The sequence below is a fragment of the Rehaibacterium terrae genome (assembly GCF_014202935.1).
GTDB classification, from domain to species: domain Bacteria; phylum Pseudomonadota; class Gammaproteobacteria; order Xanthomonadales; family Xanthomonadaceae; genus Rehaibacterium; species Rehaibacterium terrae.
Window position 1 is genome coordinate 1 of the sequence record NZ_JACHHX010000028.1, and the last position, 14398, is coordinate 14398.

At 71.3% G+C, this 14398-nt stretch carries 9 protein-coding genes; 5 read left to right on the forward strand and 4 right to left on the reverse strand.

What is annotated here, in order from left to right; genetic code table 11:
* Positions 1 to 129: 129 nt before the first annotated feature.
* Positions 130 to 2721, forward strand: coding sequence for an EAL domain-containing protein (locus HNQ58_RS12855; protein WP_183949331.1), 2592 nt, complete (start codon positions 130 to 132; stop codon positions 2719 to 2721).
* Here HNQ58_RS12855 and HNQ58_RS12860 read toward each other — a convergent pair.
* The 3 genes from HNQ58_RS12860 to hutU all read right to left on the reverse strand — a co-directional run bounded on the left by HNQ58_RS12860 (position 2619) and on the right by hutU (position 5495).
* Complete coding sequence (locus HNQ58_RS12860; protein ID WP_183949332.1) at positions 2619 to 3293, reverse strand: HAD hydrolase-like protein; 675 nt, start codon at positions 3291 to 3293, stop codon at positions 2619 to 2621. The two genes, HNQ58_RS12855 and HNQ58_RS12860, sit on opposite strands and share 103 nt — an antisense overlap.
* A 53-nt stretch (positions 3294 to 3346) precedes the next feature.
* The gene (locus tag HNQ58_RS12865) at positions 3347 to 3649 is read right to left on the reverse strand and encodes a hypothetical protein (RefSeq protein WP_183949333.1); all 303 of its coding nucleotides are present in this window, start codon (positions 3647 to 3649) and stop codon (positions 3347 to 3349) included.
* Positions 3650 to 3818: 169 nt separating this feature from the next.
* Positions 3819 to 5495 carry a urocanate hydratase gene (gene hutU / locus HNQ58_RS12870; RefSeq protein WP_183949334.1) on the reverse strand — a complete coding sequence of 559 codons (1677 nt, stop codon included), beginning with the start codon at positions 5493 to 5495 and terminating at the stop codon, positions 3819 to 3821.
* 381 nt (positions 5496 to 5876) lie between these two features.
* On the opposite strand from hutU, the gene HNQ58_RS12875 reads away from it, so the two are divergent.
* The 3 genes from HNQ58_RS12875 to HNQ58_RS12885 all read left to right on the forward strand — a co-directional run bounded on the left by HNQ58_RS12875 (position 5877) and on the right by HNQ58_RS12885 (position 11414).
* Positions 5877 to 6902, forward strand: coding sequence for an efflux RND transporter periplasmic adaptor subunit (locus HNQ58_RS12875; protein WP_183949335.1), 1026 nt, complete (start codon positions 5877 to 5879; stop codon positions 6900 to 6902).
* Between the two features lies 1 nt (position 6903).
* Complete coding sequence (locus tag HNQ58_RS12880) at positions 6904 to 10035, forward strand: efflux RND transporter permease subunit (RefSeq protein ID WP_183949336.1); 3132 nt, start codon at positions 6904 to 6906, stop codon at positions 10033 to 10035.
* A 68-nt stretch (positions 10036 to 10103) separates the two neighbouring features.
* On the forward strand, positions 10104 to 11414 hold the full coding sequence (locus tag HNQ58_RS12885) for an alkaline phosphatase family protein (protein ID WP_425504184.1): 1311 nt from the start codon (positions 10104 to 10106) through the stop codon (positions 11412 to 11414).
* Here the strand turns inward: HNQ58_RS12885 and HNQ58_RS12890 are convergent.
* On the reverse strand, positions 11378 to 12733 hold the full coding sequence (locus HNQ58_RS12890) for a formimidoylglutamate deiminase (protein WP_183949338.1): 1356 nt from the start codon (positions 12731 to 12733) through the stop codon (positions 11378 to 11380). The two genes, HNQ58_RS12885 and HNQ58_RS12890, sit on opposite strands and share 37 nt — an antisense overlap.
* Positions 12734 to 12834: 101 nt before the next feature.
* Here HNQ58_RS12890 and hutI point away from each other — a divergent pair, with 101 nt between their 5' ends.
* Positions 12835 to 14079 carry an imidazolonepropionase gene (hutI, locus tag HNQ58_RS12895; protein ID WP_183949339.1) on the forward strand — a complete coding sequence of 415 codons (1245 nt, stop codon included), beginning with the start codon at positions 12835 to 12837 and terminating at the stop codon, positions 14077 to 14079.
* Positions 14080 to 14398: the final 319 nt, after the last annotated feature.

Genomic DNA, 14398 nt, shown 5'->3' on the forward strand with positions numbered 1-14398 from the left:
CGCGGGACGCGCTTGCGGAGCGCTTGAGCAGCGAGAAATCCGCGCTGCCGACCGAGTCGGGGGCTTCGCCGGGTCGAATTTCAACAGGCTGCTAGCTTCCGCCAGCCCCGCCCCTCCGGACAGGCGCCGATGCTGCCAAGCCACCAAGTCGCCATCGAACGACTGATCACCCGCACCCTGCTCACCTGCACGCCCGACACGCCGCTGCGCCATGCCGCGCACCAGATGGCACTGCATCGCTGCAGCGCCATCGTGGTGATCGACGACGGTCGCCCGGTCGGGATCTGGACCGAGCACGACGCCCTCGACCCGGATGCGGTCGATCCGCTGGCGCTGTCCCGGCCGATCGGCGAGCGCATGAGCCACCCCGTACAGACCCTGCGCGGCGACATGCCGGTCGGCGAGGCCGCCATCCATTTCAAGCGTCACGGCATCCGTCACGCGCTGGTGGTGGATGCCGCCGATACGGCGATCGGCATGCTGTCGCAGAGCGACATCGTGCTCAATCAGGGCGCCGAGTTTTTCCTGCGCCTGAAAAGCGTGGATTCGGTACTTGGCCCGCTCCCCCCGACGCTCGCCCACGACCGCCCGCTCACCGACGCGCTCGCACGGATGCGCGAGCACGACACGGACGCGGTACTGGTGGGCTTCGGCGATGGCGGCCTGGGCATCCTGACCCAGCGCGACGTGGTACGGCAGCTCGCCGAAGGACAGCCGCGGGCGCGGATCGGCGAGATCGCCAGCCGGCCGCTGCGAACGGTGACCAGGGGCGCCAGCCTGTACGCCGCGCGCCAACTGTTCGTCGAGCATCACATCCGCCACCTTGGCGTGGTCGATGGCGAAGGCGTGCTGTGCGGCTTGATCGGCTTCGGCGACATCCTCGGCAACATCGAATTCGAATACGTGCACGAGCTGCAGAATGCCTTGCGCGAACGCGACGAGGCGCTGTGGTCATCGCGCTACCACCTACGGCTGGCCGACAAGGTCTTCGAGTCCACCCTCGAGGGCATCATGGTGACCAACGCCAACGGGGTGATCGAGCGCGTCAACCCGGCCTTCACCCGGCTCACCGGCTACAGCGCCGAGGAGGCCATCGGCCAGCGCGCCAGCCTGCTCAGCTCCGGCCGCCAGCCACCGGAGTTCTACGCGGAGCTGTGGCGCGCACTGCGCGAGGACGGCTTCTGGCAGGGCGAAATCTGGAACCGCCGCAAGGACGGCGAGCTGTACCTGGAGCACCTCACCATCTCCGGCATCCGCGACGAGGATGGCGGCTATTCGCACTATGCCGCGGTGTTCGCCGACATCACCCAGCGTCGGCTGGCCGAGGAGCGGCTGAGCTACCTCGCTACGCACGATGCGCTCACCGGCCTGCCCAACCGCGCCCTGTTCGGCGAACGGCTGGAACGCGCGCTGTCGCGGGCGCTGCGGATGGGACGCCGGATGGCGCTGCTGTTCATCGACCTGGACCGCTTCAAGCTGGTCAACGACACGCTCGGCCACGGCACCGGCGACAAGCTGCTCAAGGCCGCCGCCGAGCGCCTGCGCGACAGCGTGAGGAAGAGCGACACCGTCGCGCGCATGGGCGGCGACGAGTTCACCGTGATCCTCGAAGAGATCGGCGACGTCCAGCACGTCGCGCAGATCGCGCAGAAGCTGGTGGATGCCGTCGGCGCGCCCTGCGACATCGACGGCGCGGCGCTGTCGGTGACGCCGAGCATCGGCATCAGCATCGCCCCCGACGACGGCCGCGACCCGCAACAGTTGCTCACGCAGGCCGACCGCGCCATGTACCGGATCAAGCAGGACGGCAAGAACGGGTTCCGGTTCTTCACCCAGGACATGAACGAATCGACGCACGATCGCCTGCGACTCGAGCATGACCTGCGCCGGGCGCTGGAGAACGACGCACTGACGCTGCATTACCAACCCCGTCTCTCGCTCGCGGATGGCCGCGTGGTCGGCGTGGAAGCGCTGCTGCGCTGGCCGCACCCGACCCGCGGCATGGTGCCGCCGTCCGAGTTCATCCCGATCGCCGAGGAGTCCGGCATCATCGTCGCGCTCGGCGAGTGGGTGCTGCGCCGCGCCTGCCGCGACGCGCGCGGCTGGCTCGACGCCGGGCGCTCGCCGGGCCGGGTGGCGGTCAACGTGTCGGCCAGGCAACTGCTGCATGGCGACTTCTTCGATGGCCTGCTCCAGGGGCTGGCCGATGCGGGCCTGCCCGCCACCGCGCTCGAACTGGAACTGACCGAAAGCATGGCCCTGACCGGCCACGCACAGGCGCACGCGCTGCTCCAGGCCGTTGCCGATCGCGGCGTGAGCCTGGCCGTGGACGACTTCGGCACCGGCTACTCGTCGTTCGAGTACCTGAGCAGCCTGCCGATCGACACCCTCAAGATCGACCGCAGCCTGCTGCGCGGGCCGGTACCCGACGCCAGAGCGCGCGGCATCATCCGGGCGATCGTGGCGATGGCCGAAGCGCTGGGGCTGAGTGCGGTGATGGAGGGGGTGGAGACCGCCGAGCAGGCGGACTTTCTCCGCGAGATCGGTTGCCCGCAAGTACAGGGCTTCTTTTACGCCCGGCCGATGCCGGAGCCGGAACTGCGCAAATGGCTCGCGGCTCAGGCCGCGGGTGTGGCAGCGATGATGTGCCCGGCGATGTCCTCGACCCGTTCGAACACCACCTCGGGCGCATGCGCGCGCAGGGCATCCAGCCGCGTGTAGCCCCAGCCGACCGCACCGAACGCCAGCCCGGCCGCGCGTGCGGCCTCGGCGTCGCGCAGTTCGTCGCCGATGCACAACACCTGCTCGCGCGCCACGCCGCTGCGCCTCACCACCCGCTCCAGCCGCGCGCGCTTGCCGAAGATCGCCGCGCCGCATTCATGGTGGGCGAACAGGGCATCGGTATCCTCGCCCAGCACGCGGCGCACGTTGTCGCGCGAGTTGGAGGTGACCACCGCCAACTCGCAGCCATGCGCGGCCAGCCGGGGCAGCAGGCGGTCGATGCCGTCGAACAGGGCGACTTCGTCGATCCGCGCCGACATCAGCTGGATGAACCGCGCCGCCACGCGCGGCATCTTCCACAGCGGCAGGCCGACATGGCGCAGCATCTGCCGCGCGCCGCAACCGCGCAGCCCGTCCACCTCGTGCGCCCCGATGCGGCGGAAGCCGAACTCGTCGGCCAGCACGTCCATCGTGCGCAGGAAGAACGGGAAGGTGTCGGCCAGGGTGCCGTCGAAGTCGAAGATCAGCAGCCGGTAGCCGGCACGTGGCGGCTGGCATCCATGCTCGGGCATGGCGCCATCATCGCCCATGCGGTGCGCCGCGTCATCGCGACCCGGCGCGGCGCTCAGAACCTGTGGACCGAAACGGCCGGATCGAGCCTCCGCAGCGCGTCGCCGATGTCGGTCGCGCCGGTGCGCAGGAGGTCCTCGCGATCATAGCTGCGACCGGGCAGACAGGCCCGCCGCGGCAGGCGGGTACCGGTCTCGCGCACGCACAACGGCGACTTTGCGGCCTCGCCGTCCTGGGCGGCCTCCGCGACCTGGCCGGCGACGCCGCGCTCGCGCCGGTCGCCCGGGCCCGCTGCCAGCGCAGCGCCGGCGGCGAGCAGGCAGGACAGGGCGAACAGGGAAATGGCGGGACGTTTCATGGCAGCTCTCCGCAAGGATGGTCCATCCCTTCCGACGGCGGCGCGGGGGCATTCGTTGCATCGGCCCGCCACGCCCCGTTCAGCAGGCTGAACGGCACATCCGCCGTCAGCCGATTCTCGCTCCAGCACGCACGGCCGTCGAGAGGCATCACGTGCCGCCGGCGGCGCTTCAGAGCATCGGCAGCTTCAGCCCCTGCTCCTTCGCGCACTGCTTTGCGATGTCATAGCCGGCGTCGGCGTGGCGCATCACGCCGGTGCCGGGGTCGTTCCACAGTACGCGGGCGATGCGCCGGTCGGCGGCCTGGCTGCCGTCGCACACGATCACCACGCCGGCATGCTGGCTGAAGCCCATGCCGACGCCGCCGCCGTGGTGCAGGCTCACCCAGGTGGCACCGCTGGCAGTGTTGAGCAGAGCGTTGAGCAGCGGCCAGTCGGAGACGGCGTCCGAGCCGTCGAGCATGGCTTCGGTCTCGCGGTTGGGGCTGGCGACGCTGCCGGAGTCGAGGTGGTCGCGGCCGATCACCACCGGTGCCTTGAGCTCGCCGTTGCGCACCATCTCGTTGAAGGCCAGGCCGAGGCGGTGGCGGTCGCCCAGGCCGACCCAGCAGATGCGCGCCGGCAGGCCCTGGAAGGCGATGCGCTCGGCGGCCATGTCCAGCCAGCGGTGCAGGTGCGGATCATTCGGGATCAGCTCCTTCACCTTGGCGTCGGTCCTGGCGATGTCCTCGGGGTCGCCGCTCAGCGCCACCCAGCGGAACGGGCCGATACCGCGGCAGAACAACGGCCGCACGTAGGCCGGCACGAAGCCGGGGAAGTCGAAGGCGTCCTTGCAGCCGGCGTCGAAGGCCATCTGGCGGATGTTGTTGCCGTAGTCGAACACCGGAATGCCCATGTCCTCGAAGTGCAGCATCGCCTCGACGTGGATCCGCATCGAGTGTTTGGCGGCGTCGATCACGCGCTGCGGGTCGGTCTGCTGGCGGTCGAACCACTGCTCCAGCGTCCAGCCGGCCGGGAGATAGCCGTGCAGCGGGTCGTGCGCGGAGGTCTGGTCGGTGACGGCGTCGGGCCGCACGCCGCGGCGCACCAGTTCGGGCAGGATCTCGGCGGCGTTGCCGAGCAGGCCGATCGAGCGCGCCTTGCCTTCGGCACAGTACGTCTCGATGCGGGCGAGCGCGTCGTCGAGGTCGGCCGCCTGCTCGTCGAGGTAGCGGGTGCGCAGGCGCATGTCGATGCGGCTCTGCTGGCACTCGATGGCGAGCATGCAGGCGCCGGCCATGGTCGCGGCCAGCGGCTGCGCGCCGCCCATGCCGCCCAGGCCCGCGGTGAGGATCCACTTGCCGGTGAGATCGCCGCCGTAGTGCTGGCGGCCCATCTCGGCGAAGGTCTCATAGGTGCCCTGCACGATACCCTGCGAACCGATGTAGATCCATGAGCCGGCGGTCATCTGGCCGTACATCATCAGGCCCTTGGCATCGAGCGCGTTGAAGTGCTCCCAGGTGGCCCAGTGCGGGACGAGGTTGGAGTTGGCGATCAGCACGCGCGGCGCGTCGGCGTGGGTCGGGAACACGCCCACCGGCTTGCCCGACTGCACCAGCAGCGTCTCGTCATCGCCCAGCTCGCGCAGTGCGGCGAGGATGGCGTCGAAGCAGGCCCAGTCGCGCGCGGCACGGCCGATGCCGCCGTATACCACCAGCTCCTCCGGGCGCTCGGCCACGTCCGGGTCCAGGTTGTTCTGGATCATCCGGTAGGCCGCCTCGGTCAGCCACGACTTGCAGGACAGCGCGCTGCCGCGCGGGGCGCGGATGACGCGGGAGGGATCGTGGCGGCTGGCGGGTGCGGCGGACATGGACGGCTCCGGATGAGTGGATCCACGGATTATAGGCTGCCGCCCCCACCGACCTGCCGCTCGACCGGGGCGACCAACGCAGTTCCGTGCGCAGCGTGGGCAGGCCGGCCGGCGCCTCACCGGCGCGGCAGCCCTGCGACGGCCGGCCGGCCCGGATCGTCCCGATGCCGAGGCCACCGTCCGGCGCCGGCGATGACCGGATCGCTCCGGGCATGACGTATGGCCTTGAAGGATTTCTGAACCCGGTGTTCCAATAAACCCCCTTTCCCGGGCGCCGCCGCACATGAACCTGTCTGGCCGCCATCGCGCATCCATCGCCCTCGTGCGCCGCCGGTGCGCGCGCCGCCCGCTGCCGCTTTCCTGCCCTACGGACCTTTGCCGATGCATCGCCTGCTTGCCCTGCTGTTCGCGGCGCCGCTGTGTGCGGCCGCCGCCGTCCCTGCGACCGCTCCGGCCGCGGTCACCGTCCGCCCGTTGAGCGAAGTCGCCCTGCCCGCGCAAGGCAGCGCCGCCGCCAGCGTCCTCAGCCCCAATGACAGCCTGATCGCCGCCGACGTGACGGCCAAGGTGGCGCGCGTGCATGCCGAGGTCGGCAGCACGGTGCGGAAGGGCCAAGTGCTGATCGAGCTCGACGCCAGCGATTACCGGCTCGCGCTCGCCCAGGCCCAGGCCCAGGAGGCTTCGGCGCGGGCCAACCTGCAACTGGCCGAGCAGCGCCACGTGCGCGCGCGGCAGCTCAAGGACAGGCAGTTCGTCTCCGACGACGAGGTGCTGGCGCGCCACACCGAGGTCGAGGCCGCCCGCGCCCAGCTGCAGGTGGCCGAAGCCGCGCGCCGCGTCGCCGAGCGCAACGTCGAGAAATGCCGCGTGCTGGCGCCGTTCGACGGCGCGGTCACCGAGCGGCTGGCGCAGGTCGGCGCGCTGGCACCCGCCGGCACGCCGCTGCTGCGGCTGGTCGATCTGGCCGCGCCGGAGATCGAGGCGCACGTGCAGGCCGGCGACGCCGAAAGCCTCACCCGGGCGCGGGAGCTGACGTTCGAAAGCCAGGGCCACCACTGGCAGGTGACGCTGTTGCGGCTGGCGCCGGTGGTCGACCAGGCGGCACGCACGCAGGTCGCGCGGCTGGCTTTCGCCGGCGACGGCGCACCGGCCGGCAGCAGTGGCACGCTGCGCTGGCAGGGGGCGGCACTGCTGCTGCCGCCGCAGCTCATGGTCAGGCGCGGCGACGCGCTCGGCGCGTTCGTGGTGCGCGACGGCAAGGCACGCTTCGTCGCCGCGCCGGACGCGCAGGAGGGCCGGCCGTTCGCGCTCGACCTGCCACCGACCGCACAGATCGTCGTGGCCGGCCACCAGGGCCTGAACGACGGCATCGGGGTGCAGATCGACACCACCGGCGGGAGCCGCTGACATGCGGCTCCTGAAGGCGCTGATCGGCAACCACCCGCTGGCCAACATCGCCTTCGTGGTGGTGATCGTGATGGGCCTGTTCGTCTCCTACCGGCAGATGCCGCGCGAGCAGGACCCGGAGATCAACTTCAACTGGGTCAACATCGCCACCGCCTTGCCCGGCGCCAGCGCCGGCGACGTCGAGGAGCGGGTGACCAACCCGCTCGAGGACGCGATCCGCAACGTGCAGGACGTGCGCTGGGTGATCAGCTCCTCGCGCGAGGGGCTGAGCAACATCATCGTGCGCTTCCACGACCTGCCCGAGCGCACCTTCGACAAGCGCGTCAACGACCTGCGCCGCGAGATCCAGAACAAGGCCAACACCGAGCTGCCCGGTGAGGTGATCGACCCGCAGATCATGGAGATCACCACCTCCAACGGCTTCCCGACCGCGATGGTGGTGCTGATCGGCCAGGCCGAGGACGAGCACCTGCGCTACGCGGCACGGCAGGTGAAGGAAGACCTCGAGCGCATCACCGGCGTCGACCGGGTGATGACGATGGGCTTCCAGGAGCCCGAACTGCAGGTGGACTTCGACCCGGCCGCGCTGGCCACCCGCGGCCTCGCCGCCACCGACCTGGCCGATGGCTTGCGGCTGTGGTTCCGCGACACATCCGCCGGCAAGGTGCGCACCGGCAACGGCGAGTGGCTGGTGCGCGTGTCCGGTACCAGTACCGACCCGGACACCATCGCCGCCTTCCACCTCGCCGTGCCGGGCGCGAGCGGTGCCAGGGTGCCGCTGGACGCGGTCGCCCGGGTGCGCCGCGGCCAGGAGGAGCCGCGCCAGCTCGCCAGCGTGGATGGCCGGCCCGCCGTACTGCTGTCGGTGACCAAGGCCAGCGGCATCAACACGCTGGAGCTGGTCGACCGCATCAACCATTACATCGAGGACAGGAACCGCGTGTTCGCCGGCTCCGGCCTGCAGCTGATCCTCGGCGACGACCAGACCGTGCCCACGCGCACGGCCATCGGCGTGATGCAGAACAACGCCCTCATCGGCCTGCTGCTGGTGCTGGGCGTGTGCTGGCTGTTCCTCGGCTCACGCATCGCCGCGCTGATCGCGCTGGGCGTGGTGTTCTCGATCGCCGGCACGTTCTGGGTGCTGGACATGACCGGCGCCACGCTCAACGTGTCGGTGCTGCTGGGCATCGTGATCGTGCTCGGCATGCTGGTCGACGACGCGGTGGTGGTGGTCGAGGCGATCTACTACCGCATGCAGCGCGGCATGGCGGCGCTGGACGCCTCGCTCGACGCGCTGCGCGAGGTCGGCATGCCGGTGCTGGCGGCGGTGGCGACCACCATGGCGGCCTTCCTGCCGCTGATGCTGTTGCCGGGCATCCTGGGCAAGTTCATGTTCGTGATTCCGTTCGTGGTCACGGTCGGCCTGGCGGTGAGCCTGGTCGAGGCGTTCTGGATGGTGCCCGCGCACATCGACACCCTCGGCCGACACGCGATCAGCCGCTCGCGCACGCAACAGTTGCGAGAGAAGTACACCCACTGGGTGCGGGTCAAGTACACCCGCCTGCTGATCCACGTGATGCGCTTCCCGCGCCGCTACCTGGCACTGGCCGGCGGGCTGTTCCTGGCCTCGCTGCTGGCGATCGCCGCAGGCATGGTGAAGATGCAGTTCTTCGCCTTCGATCCGCTGCGCATCTACTACGTCAACATCGACATGCCGCCGGACGCGCCGATCGACCAGACCCTGCGCCGCACGTCGGCAATCGAGCGCGTGGTCCGTGCGCACCTGCTGGACGACGAACCGCGATCGGTGATGTCGGTGGCCGGCATGAAGTTCACCGAGACCGAGCCGCTGTACGGCACCCGCTTCGGCCAGGTGATCGTCTCGCTCAAGCCGCATGAGCCCGGCATGCGCGACTACGACGAGATCATCGACGGCATGCGCGAGGCGGTGGCCGCGGCCGCGGAGGACGCCGAGGTGTCGTTCCTGCGCATGTCGGGCGGCCCGCCGGCCGGCAAGGCGATCAGCGTCAAGGTCCGCGCCGACGACTTCGACGAACTGCGCGCCGCCGCCGAGGCGGTCAAGGCCATCGTCCGCGACATCCCCGGCGCCAAGGACATCGCCGACGACGACAGCCCCGGCCGCAGCGAGCTGAACCTGCAGGTCGACGTGCTCGCCGCGCGCAACGCCGGGCTGGACCCGGGCGCGGTGGCGCGGCTGGTGCGCCTGCACGTCGACGGCGAGGTGGTCGCCGACCTGCGCGACCGCGGCGAGAAGGTCGAGCTGCGCGTGCGCGCCAGCCCGCGCGAGCTCGGCCAGGTGCAGCAGATCCTCGCCGACCCGGTCGCCCTGCCCGCCGGCGGCACGACCACGCTCGGCGCGCTGGTGAAGGTCGAGGAGCGCACCAGCCCGGCGTTGATCCGGCACTGGAACCTGCGCCGCGCGATCACCGTCGAGGCCGACCTGGAGCCGGGCACGACCGACACCGTCGCCGCCAACCGGATGCTGCGCGAACGCTGGGACACCATCCGCACGCAGTTCCCCGGCGCCGACCTCGAATTCTCCGGCGAGCTCGAGGACATCGAGGAATCGCTGCAGGCGCTCGGCGGCCTCGCACTGCTCGGGCTCGGCCTGATCTACCTGATCCTGGCCGCGCAGTTCCGCAGCTACTGGCAGCCGCTGCTGATCCTGTCCACCGTGCCGCTGGCCTTCACCGGCGTGGTGCTCGGCCTGCTGGTCTCGCGCCAGCCGATGTCGCTGTACACGATGTACGGCGTGGTGGCGCTGACCGGCATCGCGGTCAACTCCGCAATCGTGCTGATCAGCGCCGCCAACGACCGCCGCGCCGCCGGCATGCGCACCTTGCACGCCACCATCTACGCCGCGCGCCGGCGCGTGATCGCGGTATTGATGACCGCCGGCACCACCATCGCCGGCCTGTTCTCGCTGGCGGTCGGCCTGGGCGGCAAGTCGCTGCTGTGGGGGCCGGTGGCGGCCAGCATCGTCTGGGGCCTGGCCTTCTCGACCGTGCTGACCCTGTTCGTGGTGCCGACGCTGTATCGCTTCTTCATGCGCCAGAAGCCGCCACGGCGCTGGAAGCTGCCGTGGGAGAAGATCGCGCCGGCGATGCGCTGACCTTTGCCTTCGCGGCGCGGGCCGTCATGCCCGCGCCGCGGTGCTGTGGCATCCTTCCGCGGATGACCATCACGCCCCGCCCCCTGCGCGCGCTGGCCGCGCTGCTCCTGATCGGCCTGCTGCTCGCCGCCTGCGCCCACGCGCCGCGCCAGGCCGCAGCGCCTGCCCTGCCCGACCCGGTGATCCTGATTTCGCTGGACGGCTTCCACCCGGACTACCTCCAGCGCGGCCTGAGCCCGACCCTGCAGCGGCTCGCCGACACCGGCGTGCTGGCGGCCTGGATGAACCCGAGCTACCCCTCGCTCACCTTTCCGAACCACTACACCCTGGTGACCGGCTTGCGCCCGGACCGGCACGGCATCGTCCACAACACCATGTTCGACCCGGCCCTGGGCAGCTTCGGACTGAGCCTGCGCGGCGCGGTCGAGGATGGCCGCTGGTGGGGTGGCGAGCCGATCTGGGTCACCGCCCGCCGGCAGGGGCTGCGCACCGCCACCATGTTCTGGCCCGGCTCGGAAGCCGAGATCGCCGGCCTGCGGCCGCACGAGTGGTTCCGGTTCTCGCCGCAGCCGACCCCGGCCGAGCGCGTGGACACGCTGCTGGCCTGGCTCGACCGGCCCGAACCCGACTGGCCGCGCTTCATGACGCTGTACTTCGAGCACGTCGACACCGCCGGCCATGACTTCGGCCCCCACGCTCCCCAGACCGACGCCGCCATCGCCGCGGTCGACGCGGCCCTGGCGCGCCTGCTCGACGGCCTGCGGGCACGCGGCCTGGAAGGCCGCGTCAACCTGATCATCACCTCCGACCACGGCATGGCCGAGGTTTCCAGCGAGCGGGTGATCCTGCTCGACGACCACCTTCCACGTGAGGCGGCCCGCATCCTCACTCTCGGCGAGGTCGTCGGTCTGAGCCCGCAGCCCGGCCACGAGGCCGAGGTCGAGGCCGCCCTGCTCGGCCGGCATGCGCACTTCGCCTGCTGGCGCCGCGAGCAGCTGCCGCCGCGCTGGCACTACGGCCGGCACCCGCGGATCCCGGCGATCGTCTGCCAGGCCGACGAAGGCTGGAAGCTGCTGACCCGCGCCGCCCTCGAACGTGCCGGTGGCCGGGTCAAGCCCGGCGCCCACGGCTTCGACCCCGAGGCGCCGTCGATGCGCGCCCTGTTCCTGGCCCACGGGCCGGCTTTCGCGCAGGGCGTGGAGCTGCCGCCGTTCGACAACGTCCATGTCTACCCGCTGCTGGCCCACCTGCTCGGCATCACGGCGGCCGACTGCGACGGCGATCTGGCCGTGCTGGTGCCGGCGTTGCGCTCCGCACACGGAACGCAGGCCGTTCTGCCGGGTCAGTCCTGCAGCAGCTGCGGCAGCACCCGGCGATAACGCTCGGCGATGCGGTCCGCGTGCACGTGCCGGCCATCGGCGACGACACGCCGACCACCGACGAACACCTCGCGCACCAGCGGGCGGTTGCCGCTGAACAGCCAGCGGTCGAGCAGGTCGTCGGGCGTGGCGCCGGCGAGGATCGGCGCATGCTCGTCGAGCACGACGAAGTCGGCGCGGTGCCCCGGCGCCAGCGCCCCCACCGCGCGCCCGGCGGCTCGTGCGCCGCCGGCCAGGGCCTGCGCGAACAGGTGCGCGCCGGTGCTCGGCTGCCCCGCCGCCACGGCGATGTTGCGGCGATGGGCGACCAGCCGCTGACCGTACTCGAGCCAGCGCAGCTCCTCCACCGGCGACACCGAGACGTGGCTGTCCGAGCCGATGCTCCACACGCCGCCGGCGTCGAGGTAGTCGCGCAACGGGAACAGGCCATCGCCGAGGTTGGCCTCGGTGGTCGGGCACAGCACCACGCCGGCGCCGCTGGCGGCGATGCCGCGCACTTCGTCCCCGGTCAGGTGCGTGGCGTGGACCAGATGCCAGCGCGCATCGACCGGCATCCGGTCGAGCAGCCACTGCACTGGCCGCGCGCCGCGCAGGGCGAGCGAGTCCTGCACCTCGGCAAGCTGCTCGGCGATGTGGATGTGGATCGGCAAGTCCTCGCCGGCCACCGCATCCAGCACCGCGCGCATCGCCTCCTCGGGCACCGCGCGCAGGCTGTGGAAGGCGAGGCCGATGCGCAGCTGGCCGTCCTGCATCGTCCGCAGCCGCTGGAGCAGGGTCAGGAAGGATTCGACCGTATGACCGAAACGGCGCTGCCGCTCGTTGAGCGGACGGCCGTCGAAGCCGCCGGTCAGGTACAGCGTCGGCAGCAGGGTCAGGCCGATGCCGGTCTCGCGCGCGGCCTCGACCAGCGCCAGCGACATCGCCGCCGGATCGGCGTAGGGACGGCCGTCGATGTCGTGGTGCAGGTAATGGAACTCGCAGACGCTGGTGTAACCGGCTTCCAGCATCTCGGCATAGAGCTGGCTGGCGATAGCATGCAGCGACTCGGGCGTGATGCGGCCGGCGAAGCGGTACATCAGTTCGCGCCAGGTCCAGAAACTGTCCTGCGGATGGCCCTGGCGCTCGGTCAGCCCCGCCATCGCGCGCTGGAAGGCATGCGAATGGGTGTTGGGCAGCCCCGGCAGCAGCCAGCGGCCGAGCGTCGCCGCCGTCGTACCGGCCCGTGCCTCGCACAGGCTGCCGTCGCCGGCGACCTGCAGGCGCACGTCGGCGGCCCAGCCCTGCGGCAGCCAGGCGTGGTCGGCGTGATGGGCGCTCATCGACGGTTCTCCAGCGGGCAGGCAAGGACGGGCGGCTAGAATACGAAACTTGCCCGTGCCAACGCCCGGGCTGTCTCCACGCCGACGAGCGACGGGCGCCGATGCCGACGAAACGCACACCCCCCTGGGACGGCCTGCTGATCGACTGCCGCCTGGCCACGCTGACCGCGAACGGCGAGCCCTATGGCGCGATCCAGCAGGGCGCGATCGGCTGGAAGGATGGCCTGATCGCCTACGCCGGCCCGCTCGCCGACCTGCCCGACCGCCCGGCGGCGCTGGCCGCCCGGGTCGAATCGGCCGGCAATGCCTGGATCACGCCCGGCCTGGTCGACTGCCACACCCACCTGGTGTTCGGCGGCAACCGCGCGCCGGAATTCGAGCGCCGCCTGCAAGGCGAGAGCTACGAGGCCATCGCCCGCGCCGGCGGCGGCATCGTCTCGACCGTGCGCGCCACCCGTGCGCTCGACGAGGATGCGCTGTACGCCGCCAGCCTGCCGCGCCTGCGCGCACTCATCGCCGACGGCGTCACCACCATCGAGATCAAGTCCGGCTACGGACTGGATGTCGAAAGCGAAACGAAGATGCTGCGCGTCGCGCGCCGGCTGGGCACGGAGCACGGCATCGACGTGCGCACGACCTTCCTCGGCGCGCACGCGCTGCCGCCCGAATACGCCGGCCGCGGCGACGACTACATCGACCTGGTCTGCAACGACATGCTCCCCGCCGTCGCCGCCGAAGGACTGGCCGACACCGTGGACGCCTTCTGTGAGGGCATCGGCTTCTCGCCGGCGCAGACCCGGCGCGTGTTCGAGCGCGCCCGCGCGCTCGGCCTGCCGGTCAAGCTGCACGCCGACCAGCTCAGCGACCTGGGCGGCGCCGCGCTGGTGGCCGAGTACGGTGGCCTCAGCGCCGACCACATCGAATACACCTCCGAGGATGGCGTGCGCGCGATGGCGCGGGCCGGCACGGTGGCGGTGCTGCTGCCCGGCGCCTTCCACTGCCTGCGCGAGACGAAGCTGCCGCCGATCGACGCGCTGCGCGCACACGGCGTGCCGATGGCGGTGGCCACCGACCTCAATCCCGGCACTTCGCCGCTGGGCTCGCTGCGGCTGGCGATGGCGCTGGCCTGCACGCATTTCCGGCTGACACCCGAAGAAGCCCTGCGCGGCGCGACCATGCATGCCGCCCGCGCCCTCGGCCTCGCCGACCGCGGCACACTCGCCGCCGGCCAGCGTGCCGACTTCGTGCTGTGGTCGATCGACCACCCGGCCGAACTGGCCTACTGGCTCGGCGGCCAACTGGTGCGCGGCGTGTGGGCCGGCGGCCGGCGGCTCGTGCCGGCGTGAGCCGTTGCCGCGGCTGAGGCCGCTGCTGCAGCGTGTGGGCTGGGTTCTCGCGATCGTGCCGGCGCGTTGCGCCGGAGGTTCAGCCCGCTTGTGGGGTCCTCGCGATCTGGCCAGCCTTTCAGGCCGGGGGTTCCGCCCGTCTGCGGCTTCTCGTGATCTGGCCGGCGCGTTGCGCCGGGTGTTTCGTGCGCTTGCGGCTTCTCGCGAACTGGCCGGCCTTTCAGGCCGGGGGTTCCGTCCGCCTGCCGGCGGCCGGGTCACTTTCTCTTGCTTGCCCAAGAGAAAGTGACCAAAGAGAAGGGCACCCCAGGTGCTCGCG

Excerpts from the sequence above, each read along its gene's own strand:
- HNQ58_RS12855 (WP_183949331.1), top strand. The coding sequence starts at position 130 with ATGCTGCCAAGCCACCAAGTCGCCATCGAACGACTGATCACCCGCACC.
- HNQ58_RS12860 (WP_183949332.1), bottom strand. The coding sequence starts at position 3,293 with ATGCCCGAGCATGGATGCCAGCCGCCACGTGCCGGCTACCGGCTGCTG.
- HNQ58_RS12875 (WP_183949335.1), top strand. The coding sequence starts at position 5,877 with ATGCATCGCCTGCTTGCCCTGCTGTTCGCGGCGCCGCTGTGTGCGGCC.
- HNQ58_RS12890 (WP_183949338.1), bottom strand. The coding sequence starts at position 12,733 with ATGAGCGCCCATCACGCCGACCACGCCTGGCTGCCGCAGGGCTGGGCC.
- hutI (WP_183949339.1), top strand. The coding sequence starts at position 12,835 with ATGCCGACGAAACGCACACCCCCCTGGGACGGCCTGCTGATCGACTGC.
- hutU (WP_183949334.1), bottom strand. The coding sequence starts at position 5,495 with ATGTCCGCCGCACCCGCCAGCCGCCACGATCCCTCCCGCGTCATCCGC.
- HNQ58_RS12865 (WP_183949333.1), bottom strand. The coding sequence starts at position 3,649 with ATGAAACGTCCCGCCATTTCCCTGTTCGCCCTGTCCTGCCTGCTCGCC.
- HNQ58_RS12880 (WP_183949336.1), top strand. The coding sequence starts at position 6,904 with ATGCGGCTCCTGAAGGCGCTGATCGGCAACCACCCGCTGGCCAACATC.